We start from the raw sequence: 17,685 nt of genomic DNA, 5'->3' as shown, positions 1-17,685 counted from the left end.
CGGCTGCGCAAGACAGCGGTGCATTGCTAAATTTCTCCGCAATGTTTCCCCAATGAGGGTGAAGTTTTGACGTTGCTGTCACCACAGGCAATACTTTCATTGCGCCGACGGTGGTGTTTGGAGGGCTGAGGAAATGTCGAAAGCGCCCAACCCTGTTGACAAATATGTCGGCAGTCGCGTGCGCATGCGCCGCATCATGTTGGGCATGAGTCAGGAAAAGCTCGGTGAAGCGTTGGGCCTGACTTTCCAGCAGATTCAGAAGTACGAGAAGGGCACGAACCGCGTCGGAGCAAGCCGAATCCAGCAGATCGCCGAGATTCTGCAGGTGCCGGTGTCGTTCCTGTTCGAGGGCGGACCGAGCGGCGTCGCCGGCCCCGGCGGCTTCGCGGAAGGTGCATCGCCCACTTATGTCTCCGACTTCCTCGCGACCTCCGAAGGGCTCGCGCTGACCAAGGCGTTCACCCGAATCGCCGATTCGAAGCTGCGCCGTTCGATCGTCGATCTCGTCGAGCAGATCGCCGCCCGCGAAGGCCCGGACAAGCGCTGACTCGCCATCTCATTCCGATTTGAGACTGCGCCAAATCTGGCCTATGTCGTCATTTGTCGGCGCTCTTCACCGCGCCTCCGCTTAGATGATGCGATTCGAAGGCACAGATACGTCCATGGCGAACTCAAACTCGTTCGATTCCCAAACTATTCTCGCTGGTATCCGCCGCTGGGTGGAGATCGAGACGCCGACGGAAGTGCCTGATCAAGTCAACAGGCTGGTCTCCGTGGTTGCCGACCATTACCGCGATCTGCCCGTCACGCTCGAACGCGTCGCCGGCGTCGATGGCTGCGGCGATCATCTCGTGGTGCGTTCGACCTGGGGCCAGGACCGGCCCGGTATCCTGGTGCTCAGCCATCTCGATACCGTTCATCCCATGGGCTTCATCGAACGTCTGCCATTCAAGGTCGAAGGCGACAGCGCGTTCGGTCCCGGCATCTACGACATGAAGGGCGGCGCCTACATCGCCTATCACGCCTTTCGTGAGCTTTGCGCGGCGCCCGATCGTCCGCCGCTCGGCATCACCCACATGTTCACCTCCGACGAGGAGATCGGCAGCCCGACCTCGCGCGCGCTCATCGAGGCGGAAGGGCGCAAGGCCAAACACGTGCTGGTGACGGAACCGGCGCGCGACGGCGGCAAGATCGTCACCGGACGCAAGGGCGTCGGACGATTCAAGATCGACATCAAGGGCGTGCCCGCACATGCCGGCTCGCGGCCCGAAGACGGCCGCAGCGCCGTGCGCGAGCTCGCCAATGTCATCCAGACGCTGGAAGGGATGAACGATCTGAAGCGCGGCGTCACCATCAATGTCGGCGTGGTCCGCGGCGGCACGCGGCCCAACGTCACGCCGGAAGATGCCTATGCCGAGGTCGATCTGCGCGTGCCGAGCGTCAACGATGCGGAAGAGTTCGTCGGCAAGATCCTCGGACTGACATCGAAGACCGACGGCGTGACCGTCACCGTCACCGGTGAACTCAATCGTCCGCCGTATGAAAAGGGCAATGCGGGCGCGTCACTCTATGAGCACGCCAAGACCATCGCCGCAGAGATCGGCTTCGAGCTGATCGACACCCACACCGGCGGCGGCTCGGACGGCAATTTCACCGCGCCGCATACCGGCACGCTCGACGGGCTCGGCGTCGACGGCAAGGGCGCGCACACCCATTATGAGCAGCTCTACGTCTCCTCGCTCGAACCGCGCGCGCGGTTGCTTTACCGCCTGTACCAGACGCTGCGATGAGCGAACGCAAATCAGATCCCGATCGCGCGGACGGCGAGCGCGCCTTCTTCGGACGGCGCAAGGGCCACAAGCTCAGGCAGCACCAGGCCGAGCTGGTCGATCATCTGCTGCCGCATCTTTCGCTCGACATCACGACGGAGAGGCCGGCGAACGCCGCCGAGATCTTCGATCCGGCAGCCGAAGATTTGCGGCTCGAGATCGGCTTCGGCGGCGGCGAACATCTCGCCGCGGAAGCGCAGAACTTCACGACGACCGGCTTCATCGGCTGTGAGCCCTATGTCAACGGCATGGCAAAGATCCTCGCGCAGATCGAGGCCGCCAACATCGCCAACATCCGCCTGTTCGCCGGTGATGCCGCCGAACTGCTGGCGTGGCTGCCGGACGCATCGCTATCACGGATCGATCTGATCCATCCCGATCCCTGGCCGAAACGGCGGCACTGGAAGCGGCGCTTCGTTCAGGACCGGACGATCGTCGCCATGGCGCGCGTGCTTAGGAGCGGCGGCGAATTCCGTTTCGTCTGCGATATCGACGATTACTGCGCCTGGACGCTTTCGCATCTTGCGCGCGCACCGGACTTTCAGTGGCTGGCGGAACGCGCCGATGATTTTCGGCAGCCCTGGGCCGGCTACACCATGACGCGCTATGGACGAAAAGCCGCGCGCGAAGGGCGCAAGGCGGCTTACTTGCGGTTTCGCAGGCGCTAGATCGTTCGCCGGTTGCGCCAGAAATTCACGACGCGCTCGGCGGTCGCCGGCATCAGGCGGGTGAAATTCGTGCGCGCCTGCTCGAGATCGGCATCGGCCGGCATGCGATGCGGCCCATACCACATCAGGATCAGCGCGCGCACCGTGGGCCAGCCGAGATTGAGGACACGGCCGAGGATCAGGATCGGATCGTAGCGGTCGCCCGCGATCAGGCGATCGAGCATCGAAAGCCTGACGCCGGCCATCGCCGAGAGCGTGGCGACCGATTCCTCGTATTTGTGCGCCTTGGCAAAGCTGAGCAGCGCGCTTTCGCCGAGATGGCCGCCGCGATGCAGGCCAAGCACCGTACGTTGCGCGGCGGAGAAATCACGCCGCGGGCCGGGCGGCAGCGCGGCTTCCTCGATCGAAGCCATGGCGCGCTTGATCTCGACCTGGCGCGTCGGATTGACCACGCTGGAGAGGCGACGGCGAATGACATCGAGCGTGCCGTCCAGGAGTTCTTTGAGGCGCTCGCCGGAGAGATCCTCGCGCTGGCCGATCTTGAGCGTCAGCACGCCATCCTGGCTCGCGCGCTTGATCAGCTCCGAATAGCCGCCGGCTGAGAAGATCGCACCGGCATTGCCGGCGGCGCGACGCACCACATCGCGATCTCCGCGCTCGACCAGCACGTCGGTGATCACAGTCGACAGGGTCGGCCGTTCCGTCATCGCCAGCAGATGGCCCTGGCCCTTCAGCCGGGCGATCTCGACGAGCGCAGCTTCATCGAGCACGGGCGAATGGCGCAGCACCGGGCCCGCCACCAGGATTTCGTTTTCACGCGCCAGCTGGCCGACCAGATGAGGCGGTGCATTGTCCAGCCGCGAGAAGCGCTCGGCGAGATCGACGCGCGAGGCAAGCTCCGCATGCGGGACGAGATCGATCAGGAGATTGTCGAAGAGATCGACGAGCTCGGGACGGAGTCTTGAGGCGTCCTGAAAGAACAGCGCAGCGATGGCGCTCGCGATCTCGCCACGACGCCGGGGATCGCCGCGTTTGACGATATCGTCCAGTCCGGGAATGAGCGACGTGGCAACGGTCATGGAACGCAACTCGATTCTGGCACGCCGTGGGCGCGCCATAGGCTCAAGCCGCCCCACAACCGGGAAATTTAGGCCCGCTTCATGAAAGAAGCGTTGCTCCCGGGGGCCTGCCGGATCGCAAAAAGCCTGCACCCGCCTGCGATGGGCCTTGTCCGGGAGGGCGGAAAGGGCTATATCAGCGCCAATTCATCTTCTCATACGATCCGCGTAGTGAGAGTGGGCCCGAAAGGACCCGCTCTTTTTTATTACCTGAACGCGGCTTGGCGGAAGATGCGGCCCGACGGAGTGTCGGGAAAGTTCCGAAGCGGGCTTTGACGTTTTAACCAAGCCTTAACCATCGAGACTATCGAGCGCCTTGACCCCTGATATGACCGAACCGAACACTGGTTCCACCGATGCCGAGTTGCTGGCCGAGCCGAGGCTCGTGGTCGAGCCGGGCGCGGCGGCGCGGGTGGCTGCGGTCGCGACTCCGGTGCTCGAGGGCATGGGTTATCGCTTGGTGCGTATCCGCATTTCCGGCGAAGCCGGCTGCACCGTCCAGATCATGGCCGAGCGGCCGGACGGCTCGATGCAGCTCGAGGATTGCGAGGCGATCTCGCGGGCGCTGTCGCCCGTGCTCGACGTCGCCGACCCCATCGATCGCGCCTATCGGCTCGAGATCTCCTCGCCCGGGATCGACCGTCCGCTGGTGCGCCGCTCCGATTTCGAGCGCTATTCCGGCCATCTGGTGAAGATCGACATGGCGGTTGCCCATGAGGGGCGCAAGCGGTTCCGTGGCACCCTCGGTGCCGTCGAGGGCGACCGCGTGCATCTGCATCGCGACGACGCCAAGGCAAACGACGATGCCGACGTGCTCCTGACGATGGAAGATATCGGCGAGGCGCGGCTGGTGCTGACCGATGAGCTGATCGCGGAATCCATGCGCCGCGGCAAGGCCGAGGAGCGCAAGATGCGCCGCGATCTCGGCCTCGAGCCGCCGCAGGCACCGCACGCGGAGATCAGTGCGAAGATCACCAAGAATACTAAGCCGAAAAAGAAGCCGGCCCCGACCAATACGAAGAAACATCGCCTTGCCGCCGAACGCGCGCGGCGCGGCGAGATCGAGCCTGACGAAGGAGACTAGCCATGGCAGTCAGCGCCAATCGACTTGAATTGCTTCAGATCGCCGACGCCGTCGCCCGCGAGAAATCGATCGACCGCGGCATCGTCATCGCGGCGATGGAAGATGCCATCGCCAAGGCGGCGCGGGCTCGTTACGGCAGCGAGACTGACGTTCACGCCGAGATCGACCCGAAGAAGGGCGAGCTGCGGCTGTCGCGCCACATGCTGGTGGTCGAGAAGGTCGAGAACCACTCCAACCAGATTTCGCTGGTCGATGCGCAGCGCGCCAATCCCGGCGCCCAGGTCGGCGACACCATCGCCGACACCCTGCCGCCGCTGGAATACGGCCGCATCGCCGCGCAGTCGGCCAAGCAGGTGATCGTGCAGAAGGTGCGCGAGGCCGAGCGTGACCGGCAGTATCAGGAATTCAAGGACCGCATCGGCGACATCGTCAACGGCGTCGTCAAGCGCGTCGAATATGGCAGCGTCATCGTCGATCTCGGCCGCGGTGAAGCCATCATCCGCCGCGACGAGATGCTGCCGCGCGAAGTGTTCCGCAACGGCGACCGCGTCCGCGCCTACATCTTCGATGTCCGCCGCGAGACCCGCGGTCCGCAGATCTTCCTGTCCCGCACCCATCCGCAGTTCATGGCGAAACTGTTCGCGCAGGAAGTACCGGAAATCTACGACGGCATCGTCGAGATCAAGGCTGTCGCCCGCGATCCGGGCTCGCGCGCGAAAATCGGCGTGATTTCCCGCGATTCTTCGGTCGATCCGGTCGGCGCCTGCGTCGGTATGCGCGGCTCGCGCGTGCAGGCCGTGGTGAACGAATTGCAGGGCGAGAAGATCGACATCATTCCCTGGTCGCCCGACATCGCGACCTTCGTGGTCAACGCGCTGGCGCCGGCTGAAGTCTCCAAGGTCGTCATCGACGAAGACCGCGAGCGCATCGAGGTCGTGGTGCCCGACACCAACAACCAGCTTTCGCTGGCGATCGGCCGCCGCGGCCAGAACGTCCGCCTCGCCTCGCAGCTCACCGGCTGGGACATCGACATCCTGACCGAGCAGGAGGAATCGGAGCGCCGCCAGGCCGACTTCGAGAACTCCACCCGCGTCTTCATGGAATCGCTCAATGTCGACGAAGTGGTCGGCCAGCTGCTCGCGTCCGAAGGCTTCACTTCGGTCGAGGAACTCGCGATGGTGGATCTCAAGGAACTCGCCGGGATCGAGGGTTTCGACGAAGAGACCGCGCAGGAGCTCCAGAACCGCGCCCGCGAATATCTCGATCAGCAGGAAGCCGAGATCGAGGCCCGCCGGAAGGAACTCGGCGTCGAGGACGCCGTGAAGGACGTGCCCGGCGTCACCTCGAAGATGCTGGTGAAGTTCGGCGAGAACGACATCAAGTCGGTCGAGGACCTCGCTGGCTGCGCCACCGACGATCTGGTCGGCTGGACCGAGCGCAAGGAAGGCGGCGAGCAGACCAAATTCGCCGGCGCGCTCGACGGTCTCGGCGTCTCCCGCGACGATGCCGAAGCCATGATCATGCAGGCCCGCGTCAAGGCCGGCTGGATCACCGAGGCTGACCTCGCCAAGCCGGCTGAAGAGGCTGACGCGACCGAAGATCAGCCGGCTTAAGGGCAAAGGAGAATGTCGCCCGGATGCATGCCAGCACTGACAACGAACTCGACCATGGACCGCGGACCGAAAGGTCCGCGACCATGCGCATGTGCGCTGTCAGCCGCGAGGTCCGGCCGATCGACGAGCTGATCCGCTTCGTCGTATCGCCGCAAGGCGACATAGTTCCCGATCTCAAGCGCAAATTGCCCGGACGGGGCATGTGGGTCACGGCATCGCGACAGGTGGTTGCGGAAGCCGTCCGTCGTCACCAATTTACCAAGGCCTTCAAGCGCGATCTGCGCATTCCCCTGACGCTACCCGACGACATCGATGCGCTCCTGGTTCGGAGCGTGACCGAAGCCCTTGGGATTGCCGCCAAGGCGGGCCAGATCGTTGCCGGCTTCGGCAAGGTCGAAAGCGCCCTGCGGGAAGGCACGGTCGAGGTCCTGATCCACGCCAGCGACGGGGCCGCGGACGGAATCCGCAAATTGGACATGCTGGCGCGTCAAAATGCCGGAAATCGCGGTGCCGAGCCGCAGATTCCGGTCATCACGGCCTTGAAATCGATAGAATTGGATTTGGCACTTACCCGGTCAAATGTGATACATGCTGCCCTGCTCGCGGGCCCGGCGAGCAAGTCATTCCTGTCACGTAGCCAGATGCTGGTCCGATACCGGATGGCGGACGCTGACAAGATTGCCGAAAAGCCCGGCCAGGATTTCTGAAGATAACGACGACCCGATAAGACGGTGCGGCAACGCACAACACTGATAAATCAGGATTAGGACTGCTGAATGGTTGATACCAAGACCCCTGACGACAAGAAGCTGAGCGTTCCGAGCAAGACGCTATCGCTCAAGCCGCGCGTCGAAACGGGCACTGTGCGCCAGAGCTTCAGCCATGGCCGCAGCAAGCAGGTCGTGGTCGAGAAGCGCGGCAAGCGCCGTATCGACGGCAGCCCTGAGCCGCAGGCCCCCGTGGTTGTTGCGAAGCCGGCGCCGGCTGCACCTGCGCCCGCCCCATCACGCCCTGCGCCGCAACGCAACGCCGGCTCCGGCGTGGTGCTGCGTACGCTGACCGAGGATGAACGTTCCGCTCGCGCCAGCGCGCTCGCTGACGCCAAGGTGCGCGAAGTCGAGGAGCGCCGCCAGGCCGAGGAAGAGGCCCAGCGCCGCACGGTTCGCGAGGCCGCCGAACGCGCTGAGCGCGAAGCCGCCGAATCCCGCCGCAAGGCCGAGGAAGAGCGTCACCGTCACGAGGACGAGGCCAAGCGCAAGGCCGAAACCGAAGCCAAGAAGCGTTTTGGCGAAGGTGAGCAGCCGGCTGCCGCGCGTCCCGCAGCGGCCGCCCCGGCAACCAGCGCTCCGCGCCCCGCGCCGACCGCGACGACGCGCCCCGGAGCGACGACGACAGCCCGTCCGGCGACCACCACAACGACGCGGCCGGGTGGCCCTGTGGGTCGTGCTCCCGCAGTCGCGGCCGGACCGGACGAGGACGATGGTCCGCGCCAGATCCGTCGTGGCCCCGGCGGCGCCGCGCGTCCTGTGGTCGCGCCCAAACCCACCCATAAGCCCGGCCCGCAGAAAGAGCGTGGCCGCCTGACCGTCGTCACCGCGCTCAATGCCGACGAGGTGCGCGAGCGCTCGATCGCCTCGTTCCGCCGCCGCACCCAGCGTCTGAAGGGCCACGCCTCGAACGAGCCGAAGGAAAAGCTCATCCGCGAGGTGGTCATTCCGGAAGCGATCACCATCCAGGAGCTCGCCAACCGCATGGCCGAGCGCGCGGTCGATGTCATCCGCATGCTGATGAAGCAGGGCGCGATGCACAAGATCACCGACGTGATCGACGCCGACACCGCGCAGCTCATCGCAGAAGAACTCGGCCACACCGTGAAGCGCGTGGCGGCGTCCGACGTCGAAGAAGGCCTGTTCGACGCGACCGACGATTCCACCGACACCGAGACGCGTTCGCCCGTCGTGACCGTGATGGGCCACGTCGACCACGGCAAGACGTCGCTGCTCGACGCGCTCCGCCATGCCAACGTGGTGTCCGGCGAAGCCGGTGGCATCACCCAGCACATCGGCGCCTATCAGGTGCTGTCGCCCGAGAGCGGCAAGAAGATCACCTTCATCGACACGCCCGGCCACGCCGCGTTCACCGCGATGCGCGCCCGCGGCGCCAAGGTCACCGACATCGTCGTGCTGGTGGTCGCGGCCGATGACGGCGTCATGCCGCAGACCGTCGAAGCCATCAACCACGCCAAGGCGGCGCGGGTGCCGATCATCGTTGCCATCAACAAGATCGACAAGCCCGATGCCAGGCCCGAGCGCGTCCGCACCGAGCTGCTCCAGCACGAAGTGCAGGTGGAATCCTTCGGCGGCGACGTCGTCGACGTCGAAGTGTCCGCCAAGAACAAGACCAATCTCGACAAGCTGCTCGAGATGATCGCGCTTCAGGCCGATATCCTCGACCTGAAGACCAATTCGGAGCGCCCGGCCGAAGGCACCGTGATCGAAGCCAAGCTCGATCGCGGCCGTGGTCCGGTCGCGACCGTGCTGGTCCAGCGCGGCACGCTCCGTGTCGGCGACATCATCGTCGCCGGCGCAGAAATGGGCCGTGTCCGCGCGCTGATCTCCGATCAGGGCGAGACGGTTCAGGAAGCTGGTCCCTCGGTCCCGGTCGAAGTGCTCGGCTTCAACGGCCCGCCGGAAGCCGGCGATCGTCTCGCGGTGGTCGAGAACGAAGCCCGCGCCCGCCAGGTCACGAGCTACCGCGCGCACCAGAAGCGCGAGAACGCGGCTGCCTCGATCTCCGGCATGCGCGGCTCGCTCGAGCAGATGATGTCGCAGTTGAAGACGGCGGGCCGCAAGGAATTCCCGCTGATCATCAAGGCCGACGTGCAGGGCTCGCTGGAAGCGATCCTCGGCTCGCTGGAGAAGCTCGGCACCGACGAAGTCGCCGCCCGCATCCTGCATGCAGGCGTCGGCGGCATCTCGGAATCCGACGTGACGCTCGCGGAAGGCTTCAACGCCGCGATCATCGGCTTCTCGGTTCGTGCGAACAAGGAGGCTGCCGCCGCCGCCAAGCGCAACGGCATCGAGATCCGCTACTACAACATCATCTACGACCTCGTGGACGACGTGAAGAAGGCGATGAGCGGTCTGCTCGCGCCGACCTTGCGCGAAACCATGCTGGGCAATGCCTCGATCCTGGAGATCTTCAACATCTCCAAGGTCGGCAAGGTTGCCGGCTGCCGCGTCACCGACGGCACCGTGGAACGCGGCGCCAATGTGCGCCTGATCCGCGACAACGTCGTCGTGCACGAAGGCAAGCTGTCGACGCTGAAGCGCTTCAAGGACGAAGTGAAGGAAGTCCAGTCCGGTCAGGAATGCGGCATGGCCTTCGAGAACTATCACGACATGCGTGCCGGTGACGTGATCGAGTGTTATCGCGTGGAGACGATCCAGCGCTCCCTGTAAGTCCAAATCTTACCGAAGCGCCCGGATCTTTTTGAGCTGAAATTGCGGGAGTGCGATGGCCGGATTTTTTCCGGCCATCGCACCGCATTCGTTTCAACAGGATAAATGACAATGCTCGTGTCCCAAACGCGGGCACGACAAGGTGATTTTCGACTATGCCGCGCCATCATCAGAAAAAAAGTTCCGCGCCCGGCGGCTCGCAGCGTCAACTGCGCGTCGGCGAGCAGGTTCGCCACGCGATAGCCGAGATTCTGGCGCAAGGCAGCGTGCATGATGCGGACCTCGAAGGCCACATCATCACCGTGCCGGAGGTGCGGATGTCGCCTGACCTGAAGCTCGCGACAATCTACGTGATGCCGCTTGGTGGCCGCGACACCGAGCTCGTCATCACTGCGCTCGATCGCAACAAGAAATTCCTGCGCGGCGAAGTCGCGCGGCGCGTTAACCTGAAATTTGCACCTGACCTTCGCTTCCGCGTCGACGAGCGATTCGACGAAGCGGAACGGATCGAGAAGCTTTTGCGAACACCTGCGGTGCAGAAGGACCTGGAACAGGATCCGGACTCGGATCGGGAAGAAGAGCAATGATGATGGACCCGGCTCACGGCACGATCGGCAGCGAAGAAGCCGATACGCGCGACCTGCAGAAAAATAATTTTGCGGATGTCGGCGGCGATGCTCAGCCGCATCAGGAGGCGCGTCGCGTCAACAACGATCCGCGCGCCAATAAGCAGAAGGGCAATCAGCCGCGCCGCGACCGGCGCGACGTGCACGGCTGGGTCGTGCTCGACAAGCCGATCGGGATGACCTCGACGCAGGCCGTTGCCGTGCTCAAGCGTCTGTTCAATGCCAAGCGCGCGGGTCACGCCGGCACGCTCGACCCGCTCGCCTCGGGCGGTCTTCCGATTGCGCTCGGCGAAGCCACCAAGACGGTTCCCTTTGTCATGGACGGCCGCAAGCGCTACCGCTTCACCGTGTGCTGGGGCCAGGAGCGCGACACCGACGACATCGAAGGCCAGGTCACCGCGACCTCGGACCAGCGCCCGACCCGCGAGGCCATCGAAGCCCTGCTGCCCCGCTTCACCGGGGTGATCGAGCAGGTTCCGCCGCGTTATTCGGCGATCAAGGTCCAGGGCGAGCGGGCCTATGACCTCGCCCGTGACGGCGAGATCGTGGAACTGGCGCCTCGGCCGGTCGAAATTCACCATTTAACCCTTGTCGATCAACCGGATAACGACCGGGCCGTGTTCGAAGCCGAGTGCGGCAAGGGCACCTATGTCCGGGCGCTCGCCCGCGATATGGGCCGGATTCTCGGCACTTTCGGCCATATCTGCGCGCTGCGGCGGACCCTGGTCGGCCCGTTTGGCGAAAACGACATGATTCCGCTGGATCAGCTGGAGGCTTTGTGCGATAGAGCCGCGTCCGGCGAGGGAAGCCTCGCCGACGCGCTGATGCCCGTTGAGACCGCGCTGGACGACATCCCGGCACTGGCCGTCACTCGGGCTGATGCGGCAAGGCTCCATCGGGGCCAGGCCGTTTTGTTGCGCGGACGGGATGCGCCCACAAGTAGCGGCACAGTCTATGTCACGGTAGCAGGCCGTCTTTTGGCGCTTGCTGAAGTCGGCAATGGCGAAATCATCCCCAAGCGTGTGTTCAACCTGACCGGCTTGACTGCCTCAACCGGTCGCAACGAGAGAAATTGACGATGTCGATTGCCGCAGAACGCAAAGCGGAAGTCATCAAGACGAATGCCACCAAGGCCGGCGACACCGGCTCGCCGGAGGTTCAGGTCGCGATCCTGTCGGAACGCATCAACAACCTGACCAACCATTTCAAGACCCACGTGAAGGACAACCATTCGCGTCGTGGCCTCTTGAAGCTGGTCTCGACTCGCCGTTCGCTCCTCGACTACCTCAAGAAGCGGGACGAGGCGCGTTACAAGGCGCTGCTCGAGAAGCACAACATTCGTCGTTAAGAGTTCTTGCGCGCGCCACCGGCGCGCGTTTTTGCGCGTGATTTCGAGCGAAAGCGCTTATTTTAAGGTTTTTGATCGAGCCTCACGCGTACGTCCGGTGCGGGCCAAGGCTGCTTCGCATCCGGGGGCACGATGAGCGAAGACCGCGGTTCGGTGTTCGCGCGCGTGCCGACTGACAGTCCAGCAGCAATCCGGCGGCTGGGCGCAACGGGCAAGGTGCCCGTATGACCCGAAAGGATGGACGCCATCCGACATCCAAAAACCATGGCAGGATCGCAGGACGCTGATCGCCCGCTCCGATCAGCGTCCTGCAATCTTGACATGGTTTTTGTTTTTCGAGCCGTCCCTTCTTTCGAGAAACCATGAAAGAAGACCTCTATGTTCAATAAGCATTCAGTCGAGATCGACTGGGGCGGACGCCCTCTCAAGCTCGAAACCGGCAAGATCGCACGCCAGGCCGACGGCGCCGTCCTCGCCACCTATGGCGAGACCGTGGTGCTCGCCACCGTCGTCGCGGCGAAGGCGCCGCGTGAAGGCGTCGACTTCCTCCCGCTGACCGTCGACTACCAGGAAAAGACCTACGCAGCTGGCCGCATTCCCGGCGGCTATTTCAAGCGCGAGGGCCGTCCGACCGAGAAGGAGACGCTGGTCTCCCGCCTGATCGACCGTCCGATCCGTCCGCTGTTCGTCGACGGCTGGCGCAACGAGACCCAGGTGATCGCCACCGTGCTGTCGCACGACATGGAGAACGATCCCGATATCGTCGCGCTGGTAGCCTCCTCGGCCGCGCTGACCCTGTCCGGCGCGCCCTTCAAGGGCCCGATCGGCGCTGCCCGCGTCGGCTTCGCCAATGACGAGTTCATCCTCAACCCGACGCTCGACGAGATGGTCGACACCCAGCTCGACCTGGTCGTCGCCGGCACCGCCGACGCCGTGCTGATGGTGGAATCGGAAGCCAAGGAGCTGAACGAAGACATCATGCTCGGCGCCGTGATGTTCGGTCACCGCCACTTCCAGCCGGTCATCAACGCGATCATCGAGCTCGCCGAGAAGGCCGCCAAGGAGCCGCGCGAAGTCACCGTCATCGACAATGCCGCGCTCGAGAAGGAAATGCTCGGCCTCGTCGAGCAGGAGCTGCGCGCCGCCTACGCCATTCCGGTCAAGCAGGATCGCTACGCGGCGGTCGGCAAGGTCAAGGAAAAGGTGATCGCTCACTACTTCCCTGAAGGGCAGGAGCCGAAATACGACAAGCTGCGCATCGGCGCCGTGTTCAAGGAGCTCGAGGCGAAGATCGTTCGCTGGAACATCCTCGACACCGGCAAGCGCATCGACGGCCGTGACAGCAAGACCGTGCGCAACATCGTCGCCGAAGTCGGCGTGCTGCCCCGAGCCCACGGCTCGGCGCTGTTCACCCGCGGCGAGACCCAGGGCCTGGTCGTGACCACGCTCGGCACCGGCGAGGACGAGCAGTATATCGACGCGCTGTCGGGAACGTACAAAGAGACGTTCCTGCTGCACTACAACTTCCCTCCCTACTCGGTCGGTGAGACCGGCCGCCTCGGCGGCACCAAGCGCCGCGAGATCGGCCACGGCAAGCTCGCCTGGCGCGCGATCCACCCGGTGCTGCCGCCACATCACGAGTTCCCGTACACGATCCGCGTGGTCTCCGAGATCACCGAGTCCAACGGCTCCTCGTCGATGGCTTCGGTCTGCGGCGCATCGCTCGCACTGATGGACGCCGGCGTGCCGTTGAAGCGGCCGACCGCGGGCATCGCGATGGGCCTGATCCTCGAAGACAAGCGCTTCGCGGTTCTCTCGGACATTCTCGGTGACGAGGACCATCTCGGCGACATGGACTTCAAGGTCGCCGGCACGGAAGCGGGTATCACCTCGCTCCAGATGGACATCAAGATCGAGGGCATCACCGAGGAGATCATGAAGGTCGCTCTCGGCCAGGCCAAGGAAGGTCGCATCCACATCCTCGGCGAGATGGCGAAGGCGCTCACCAACGCCCGCGCCGAGCTCGGCGAATACGCGCCGCGCATCGAGACCTTCAAGATCGCCACCGACAAGATCCGTGAAGTGATCGGCACCGGCGGCAAGGTGATCCGCGAGATCGTCGAGAAGACCGGCGCCAAGGTCAACATCGAGGACGACGGCACCGTGAAGGTCGCCTCCTCCGACGGCGAGGCGATGAAGGCCGCGATCAAGTGGATCAAGTCGATCGCATCCGATCCGGAAGTCGGCCAGATCTATGACGGCACTGTCGTCAAGGTGATGGAGTTCGGCGCCTTCGTGAACTTCTTCGGCTCCAAGGACGGTCTCGTCCACATCAGCCAGCTCGCCTCGGCGCGCGTGCAGAAGACCTCCGACGTCGTCAAGGAAGGCGACAAGGTCAAGGTCAAGCTGCTCGGCTTCGACGATCGCGGCAAGACCCGCCTGTCGATGAAGGTCGTCGACCAGACCACCGGCGAAGACCTCGAAGGCAAGGGCGGCGACGGCGAGAAGGCCCCGCGCGAAGCGGCTGGCGAGTAATCGCTCCGCGACCCCAGAAACACCAAGGGCGGCCTCGCGGCCGCCCTTTTTTGTTTGTGCTTGACGTATCGCGTCTCCGCAGTCCGTAGCCCGCATGAGGCGAAGCAGAATGCGGGACCAGTGTCCCGGATTGCGCTGCGCTCCATCCGGGCTACGAGAAGTCACCTCTCCCGCAAGCGGGAGAGGTGAAGCAACTCACGCCGCGAGATCGAACCGGTCGAGGTTCATCACCTTGGTCCAGGCCTTGGCAAAATCCTGCACGAACTGCTGCTTCGCGTCCGACGAGGCATAGACCTCGGCGAAGGCACGGAGCTGCGAGTGCGAGCCGAAGATCAGATCGGCGCGCGTGCCGGTCCACTTCACCGCATTGGTCTTGCGGTCGCGGGCCTCGTAGGAGCCGTCAGCAGCCGGCGTCCACTGCGTGCTCATGTCGAGCAGGTTGACGAAGTAGTCGTTGGAGAGCGTGCCCACCTTCGCGGTGAAGACGCCGTTCTTCGAACCATTTGCATTCGCACCGAGCACGCGCAGGCCGCCGACGAGCACCGTTAGTTCGGGGCCCGAGAGCTTCAGAAGCTGCGCTCGATCGATAAGGGCCTCTTCCTGGTGCAGGAACTGTTGGCGCTTGCCGACGTAGTTGCGGAAGCCGTCTGCCCGCGGCTCCAGCGGCGCAAACGAAGCTGCATCGGTCTGCTCTTGCGAAGCATCCATGCGGCCCGGGGTGAACGCGACCTTGACGTCGACGCCGGCATCCTTGGCGGCCTTCTCGACCGCGGCAGAACCGCCGAGCACGATCAGGTCGGCGATCGAGACCTTCTTGGCGCCTGCCGAGGCGTTGAAGTCCTTCTGGATCGCTTCGAGCTTGCCGAGCACCTTGGAGAGCTGGGCCGGCTGGTTCACCTCCCAGTCCTTCTGCGGGGCAAGACGGATGCGCGCACCGTTGGCGCCGCCGCGCTTGTCCGAACCACGGAACGTCGAGGCCGACGCCCAGGCGGTCGAGACCAGCTCGGAAACCGAGAGGCCCGAAGCCAGGATCTTGGTCTTCAGCGCAGCGATGTCCTGATCACTGACCAGCTCGTGGTTCACCTTCGGAATCGGATCCTGCCAGATCAGCGTCTCCTTCGGCACCAGCGGGCCGAGATAGCGCTGGATCGGGCCCATGTCGCGGTGGGTGAGCTTGAACCAGGCGCGGGCGAACGCGTCCGCAAACTGATCGGGATGCTCGAGGAAGTGCCGCGAGATCTTCTCATACGCCGGATCCATGCGCAGCGAGAGGTCGGTCGTCAGCATCGTCGGCCGATGCTTCTTCGACTTGTCGAACGGGTCCGGAATGATGGCGTCGGCACCCTTGGCGGTCCACTGGTTCGCACCGCCCGGGCTCTTCGTCAGCTCCCATTCGTAGTTGAACAGATTCTCGAAGAAATTGTTGCTCCACTTCGTCGGCGTTGCGGTCCAGGTCACCTCGATACCGCTGGTGATGGCATCACCCGCCAGGCCCGACGCGTACTTGCTCTTCCAGCCGAGGCCCTGATCTTCCAGCGCGCCCGCTTCCGGCTCCGGACCGACCAGCGACGGATCGCCCGCGCCATGGGTCTTGCCGAAAGAGTGCCCGCCCGCGATCAGCGCGACGGTCTCTTCGTCGTTCATCGCCATCCGGAAGAAGGTCTCACGGATGTCCTTGGCCGCGGCGACCGGATCAGGCTTGCCGTTCGGGCCTTCCGGATTGACGTAGATGAGGCCCATCTGCACCGCGCCGAGCGGCTCGGCGAGCTGGCGTTCGCCGCTGTAGCGCTCATCGCCCAGCCAGGTGCCTTCGGGACCCCAATAGAGCTCTTCCGGCTCCCAGACGTCGGCGCGACCACCTGCGAAACCAAACGTCTTGAAGCCCATCGACTCCAGCGCGACGTTGCCCGCGAGCACCATCAGATCGGCCCAGGAAATCTTGCGGCCGTATTTCTGCTTGATCGGCCAGAGCAGCCGGCGCGCCTTGTCGAGGTTGGCGTTATCGGGCCAGCTGTTGAGCGGAGCGAAACGCTGCTGACCGGCACCGGCGCCGCCGCGACCGTCCGTGATGCGATAGGTGCCCGCGCTGTGCCAGGCCATGCGGATCATGAGGCCGCCATAGTGACCGAAATCGGCGGGCCACCATTCCTGCGAATCCGTCATCAAGGCAGTCAAGTCCTTGATGACCGCGTTCAGATCGAGCGTCTTGAATTCCTTGGCGTAGTCGAATTCCTTGCCCATTGGATCGGAGAGGCCGGAATTCTTGTGCAGCATCTCGATGCTGAGCTGAGTTGGCCACCAGTCGCGGTTCGCTGGCACGCGTTTTCCGCCCGAAAACGGGCACTTCGAAGTGTCGTCCATGATTACCTCCTCTGGTGGCGTCCGACGGCGCCTTTGACCAGGTAGAACCACTCTAGGCGCCGCATCCGATCAGGGGAAGTTGACTTTAGTGATCGCTGCGATAGGATTTTCTGATGATCAACGTGACGCTGCGCCAGCTGCGATATTTCGACGCGCTGGCGCGTCATGGTCATTTCGGCCGCGCCGCCGAGTCCTGTTCCATCTCGCAGCCGGCGCTGTCGATGCAGATCAAGGAACTGGAGGAGGCGCTCGGCGGACTGCTGCTGGAGCGCAGCGCGCGCCAGGTCGCGCTGACCCGGTTCGGCGAGGAACTCGCACAGCGCGTCCGCGACATCCTGCGCTCGGTCGATGAGCTCGGCGATTTCGCCCGCGCCTCGCAAGACCGTTTTGCGGGCCGCCTGCGCATCGGCATGATCCCGACGATCGCGCCTTATCTGTTGCCCAAGATCACCAAGAATCTCACGCGCATGCATCCGGAGCTCGACATCCGCGTGCGCGAGACGATGACGCCGCGGCTGATCCAGGAACTGGTCGAGGGCCGGCTCGACACCGCCATCGTCGCACTGCCGGTCTCTGAACCCTCGCTCACCGAGGTCGCCCTGTTCGAGGAGAAATTCCTGCTGGTGCGGCCAGGTACGGATGCGGGCACGCCGGTGCCGTCGCGCGAGATGATGCGGGAGATGCGGCTGTTGCTGCTCGAAGAGGGCCATTGTTTCCGCGACCAGGCGCTGTCGTTCTGCAACATGCAGTCGGCGCCGCCGCGCGAGATGCTGGATGCCAATTCGCTGTCGACATTGGTCCAGATGGTCAGCGCCGGCATCGGCGTCACCCTGATCCCGGAAATGGCGGTGTCGGTGGAGACGCGATCGGCCTCGGTCTCGCTGTCGCGATTCCTCGACCCCGAGCCCTCGCGCACCATCGGCATGGTCTGGCGCAAGACCAGCCCGTTGGCGCGGCAGCTGCTCCAGATCTCCGAGGTGGTGTGCCTGTCGGCCGGCAAGGCGCGCCCGCGGCAGGCCCCGCGTAGCCAACGGGCTTGAGC

Annotated in this window: 14 protein-coding genes; 12 read left to right on the top strand and 2 right to left on the bottom strand. The window is 64.3% G+C overall.

What is annotated here, in order from left to right:
* Nucleotides 1–133: 133 nt before the first annotated feature.
* The 3 genes from ACLFLU_RS02260 to ACLFLU_RS02250 all read left to right on the top strand — a co-directional run bounded on the left by ACLFLU_RS02260 (nt 134) and on the right by ACLFLU_RS02250 (nt 2,497).
* The gene (locus tag ACLFLU_RS02260) at nt 134–547 is read left to right on the top strand and encodes a helix-turn-helix domain-containing protein (protein ID WP_426410746.1); all 414 of its coding nucleotides are present in this window, start codon (nt 134–136) and stop codon (nt 545–547) included.
* Between the two features lie 85 nt (nt 548–632).
* Nucleotides 633–1,790 (top strand): M20 family metallopeptidase, encoded by a 1,158-nt coding sequence (locus ACLFLU_RS02255; protein ID WP_426410745.1) that lies wholly within the window; start codon nt 633–635, stop codon nt 1,788–1,790.
* Entirely contained in the window at nt 1,787–2,497 is a 711-nt protein-coding gene (locus ACLFLU_RS02250) for a tRNA (guanine(46)-N(7))-methyltransferase TrmB (protein ID WP_426410744.1), read from the top strand. The genes ACLFLU_RS02255 and ACLFLU_RS02250 overlap by 4 nt, the downstream gene beginning before the upstream one ends.
* Here ACLFLU_RS02250 and ACLFLU_RS02245 read toward each other — a convergent pair.
* The gene (locus ACLFLU_RS02245; RefSeq protein WP_426410743.1) at nt 2,494–3,576 is read right to left on the bottom strand and encodes a DUF2336 domain-containing protein; all 1,083 of its coding nucleotides are present in this window, start codon (nt 3,574–3,576) and stop codon (nt 2,494–2,496) included. The two genes, ACLFLU_RS02250 and ACLFLU_RS02245, sit on opposite strands and share 4 nt — an antisense overlap.
* A 367-nt stretch (nt 3,577–3,943) precedes the next feature.
* Here ACLFLU_RS02245 and rimP point away from each other — a divergent pair, with 367 nt between their 5' ends.
* The 8 genes from rimP to pnp all read left to right on the top strand — a co-directional run bounded on the left by rimP (nt 3,944) and on the right by pnp (nt 14,282).
* The gene (gene rimP, locus ACLFLU_RS02240) at nt 3,944–4,699 is read left to right on the top strand and encodes a ribosome maturation factor RimP (RefSeq protein ID WP_426410742.1); all 756 of its coding nucleotides are present in this window, start codon (nt 3,944–3,946) and stop codon (nt 4,697–4,699) included.
* Between the two features lie 2 nt (nt 4,700–4,701).
* The gene (gene nusA, locus ACLFLU_RS02235; protein WP_426410741.1) at nt 4,702–6,312 is read left to right on the top strand and encodes a transcription termination factor NusA; all 1,611 of its coding nucleotides are present in this window, start codon (nt 4,702–4,704) and stop codon (nt 6,310–6,312) included.
* Nucleotides 6,313–6,335: 23 nt separating this feature from the next.
* Nucleotides 6,336–7,019: an RNA-binding protein gene (locus tag ACLFLU_RS02230; RefSeq protein WP_426410740.1), complete on the top strand. Its 684-nt coding sequence runs from the start codon at nt 6,336–6,338 to the stop codon at nt 7,017–7,019.
* A 69-nt stretch (nt 7,020–7,088) separates the two neighbouring features.
* Nucleotides 7,089–9,773 (top strand): translation initiation factor IF-2, encoded by a 2,685-nt coding sequence (gene infB, locus ACLFLU_RS02225; RefSeq protein WP_426410739.1) that lies wholly within the window; start codon nt 7,089–7,091, stop codon nt 9,771–9,773.
* A gap of 155 nt (nt 9,774–9,928) precedes the next feature.
* Nucleotides 9,929–10,360, top strand: coding sequence for a 30S ribosome-binding factor RbfA (gene rbfA / locus ACLFLU_RS02220; protein ID WP_426410738.1), 432 nt, complete (start codon nt 9,929–9,931; stop codon nt 10,358–10,360).
* The gene (truB, locus tag ACLFLU_RS02215; RefSeq protein WP_426410737.1) at nt 10,357–11,475 is read left to right on the top strand and encodes a tRNA pseudouridine(55) synthase TruB; all 1,119 of its coding nucleotides are present in this window, start codon (nt 10,357–10,359) and stop codon (nt 11,473–11,475) included. The genes rbfA and truB overlap by 4 nt, the downstream gene beginning before the upstream one ends.
* 2 nt (nt 11,476–11,477) lie before the next feature.
* A complete protein-coding gene (rpsO, locus tag ACLFLU_RS02210) occupies nt 11,478–11,747 on the top strand; it encodes a 30S ribosomal protein S15 (RefSeq protein ID WP_018644188.1) in 270 nt (89 codons plus the stop codon).
* Between the two features lie 378 nt (nt 11,748–12,125).
* A complete protein-coding gene (gene pnp, locus ACLFLU_RS02205) occupies nt 12,126–14,282 on the top strand; it encodes a polyribonucleotide nucleotidyltransferase (protein ID WP_426410736.1) in 2,157 nt (718 codons plus the stop codon).
* Nucleotides 14,283–14,477: 195 nt separating this feature from the next.
* Here pnp and katG read toward each other — a convergent pair whose 3' ends face one another.
* The gene (katG, locus tag ACLFLU_RS02200; protein ID WP_426410735.1) at nt 14,478–16,643 is read right to left on the bottom strand and encodes a catalase/peroxidase HPI; all 2,166 of its coding nucleotides are present in this window, start codon (nt 16,641–16,643) and stop codon (nt 14,478–14,480) included.
* Between the two features lie 113 nt (nt 16,644–16,756).
* Between katG and ACLFLU_RS02195 the strand changes: the two genes are divergently transcribed.
* Nucleotides 16,757–17,683 carry a LysR substrate-binding domain-containing protein gene (locus ACLFLU_RS02195; protein ID WP_426410734.1) on the top strand — a complete coding sequence of 309 codons (927 nt, stop codon included), beginning with the start codon at nt 16,757–16,759 and terminating at the stop codon, nt 17,681–17,683.
* Nucleotides 17,684–17,685 lie beyond the last annotated feature (2 nt).

The organism is Bradyrhizobium ganzhouense (assembly GCF_049949285.1).
Lineage (GTDB): Bacteria > Pseudomonadota > Alphaproteobacteria > Rhizobiales > Xanthobacteraceae > Bradyrhizobium > Bradyrhizobium ganzhouense.
Note: the sequence above shows the minus strand (reverse complement) of the source record. Positions and strands in the feature narration are given on the sequence as shown.

What these genes read in the sequence shown, in the direction of transcription:
- ACLFLU_RS02260 (WP_426410746.1), top strand. Translation starts at nt 134, where the DNA reads ATGTCGAAAGCGCCCAACCCTGTTGACAAATATGTCGGCAGTCGCGTG.
- ACLFLU_RS02255 (WP_426410745.1), top strand. Translation starts at nt 633, where the DNA reads ATGATGCGATTCGAAGGCACAGATACGTCCATGGCGAACTCAAACTCG.
- ACLFLU_RS02250 (WP_426410744.1), top strand. Translation starts at nt 1,787, where the DNA reads ATGAGCGAACGCAAATCAGATCCCGATCGCGCGGACGGCGAGCGCGCC.
- ACLFLU_RS02245 (WP_426410743.1), bottom strand. Translation starts at nt 3,576, where the DNA reads ATGACCGTTGCCACGTCGCTCATTCCCGGACTGGACGATATCGTCAAA.
- rimP (WP_426410742.1), top strand. Translation starts at nt 3,944, where the DNA reads ATGACCGAACCGAACACTGGTTCCACCGATGCCGAGTTGCTGGCCGAG.
- nusA (WP_426410741.1), top strand. Translation starts at nt 4,702, where the DNA reads ATGGCAGTCAGCGCCAATCGACTTGAATTGCTTCAGATCGCCGACGCC.
- ACLFLU_RS02230 (WP_426410740.1), top strand. Translation starts at nt 6,336, where the DNA reads ATGCATGCCAGCACTGACAACGAACTCGACCATGGACCGCGGACCGAA.
- infB (WP_426410739.1), top strand. Translation starts at nt 7,089, where the DNA reads ATGGTTGATACCAAGACCCCTGACGACAAGAAGCTGAGCGTTCCGAGC.
- rbfA (WP_426410738.1), top strand. Translation starts at nt 9,929, where the DNA reads ATGCCGCGCCATCATCAGAAAAAAAGTTCCGCGCCCGGCGGCTCGCAG.
- truB (WP_426410737.1), top strand. Translation starts at nt 10,357, where the DNA reads ATGATGATGGACCCGGCTCACGGCACGATCGGCAGCGAAGAAGCCGAT.
- rpsO (WP_018644188.1), top strand. Translation starts at nt 11,478, where the DNA reads ATGTCGATTGCCGCAGAACGCAAAGCGGAAGTCATCAAGACGAATGCC.
- pnp (WP_426410736.1), top strand. Translation starts at nt 12,126, where the DNA reads ATGTTCAATAAGCATTCAGTCGAGATCGACTGGGGCGGACGCCCTCTC.
- katG (WP_426410735.1), bottom strand. Translation starts at nt 16,643, where the DNA reads ATGGACGACACTTCGAAGTGCCCGTTTTCGGGCGGAAAACGCGTGCCA.
- ACLFLU_RS02195 (WP_426410734.1), top strand. Translation starts at nt 16,757, where the DNA reads ATGATCAACGTGACGCTGCGCCAGCTGCGATATTTCGACGCGCTGGCG.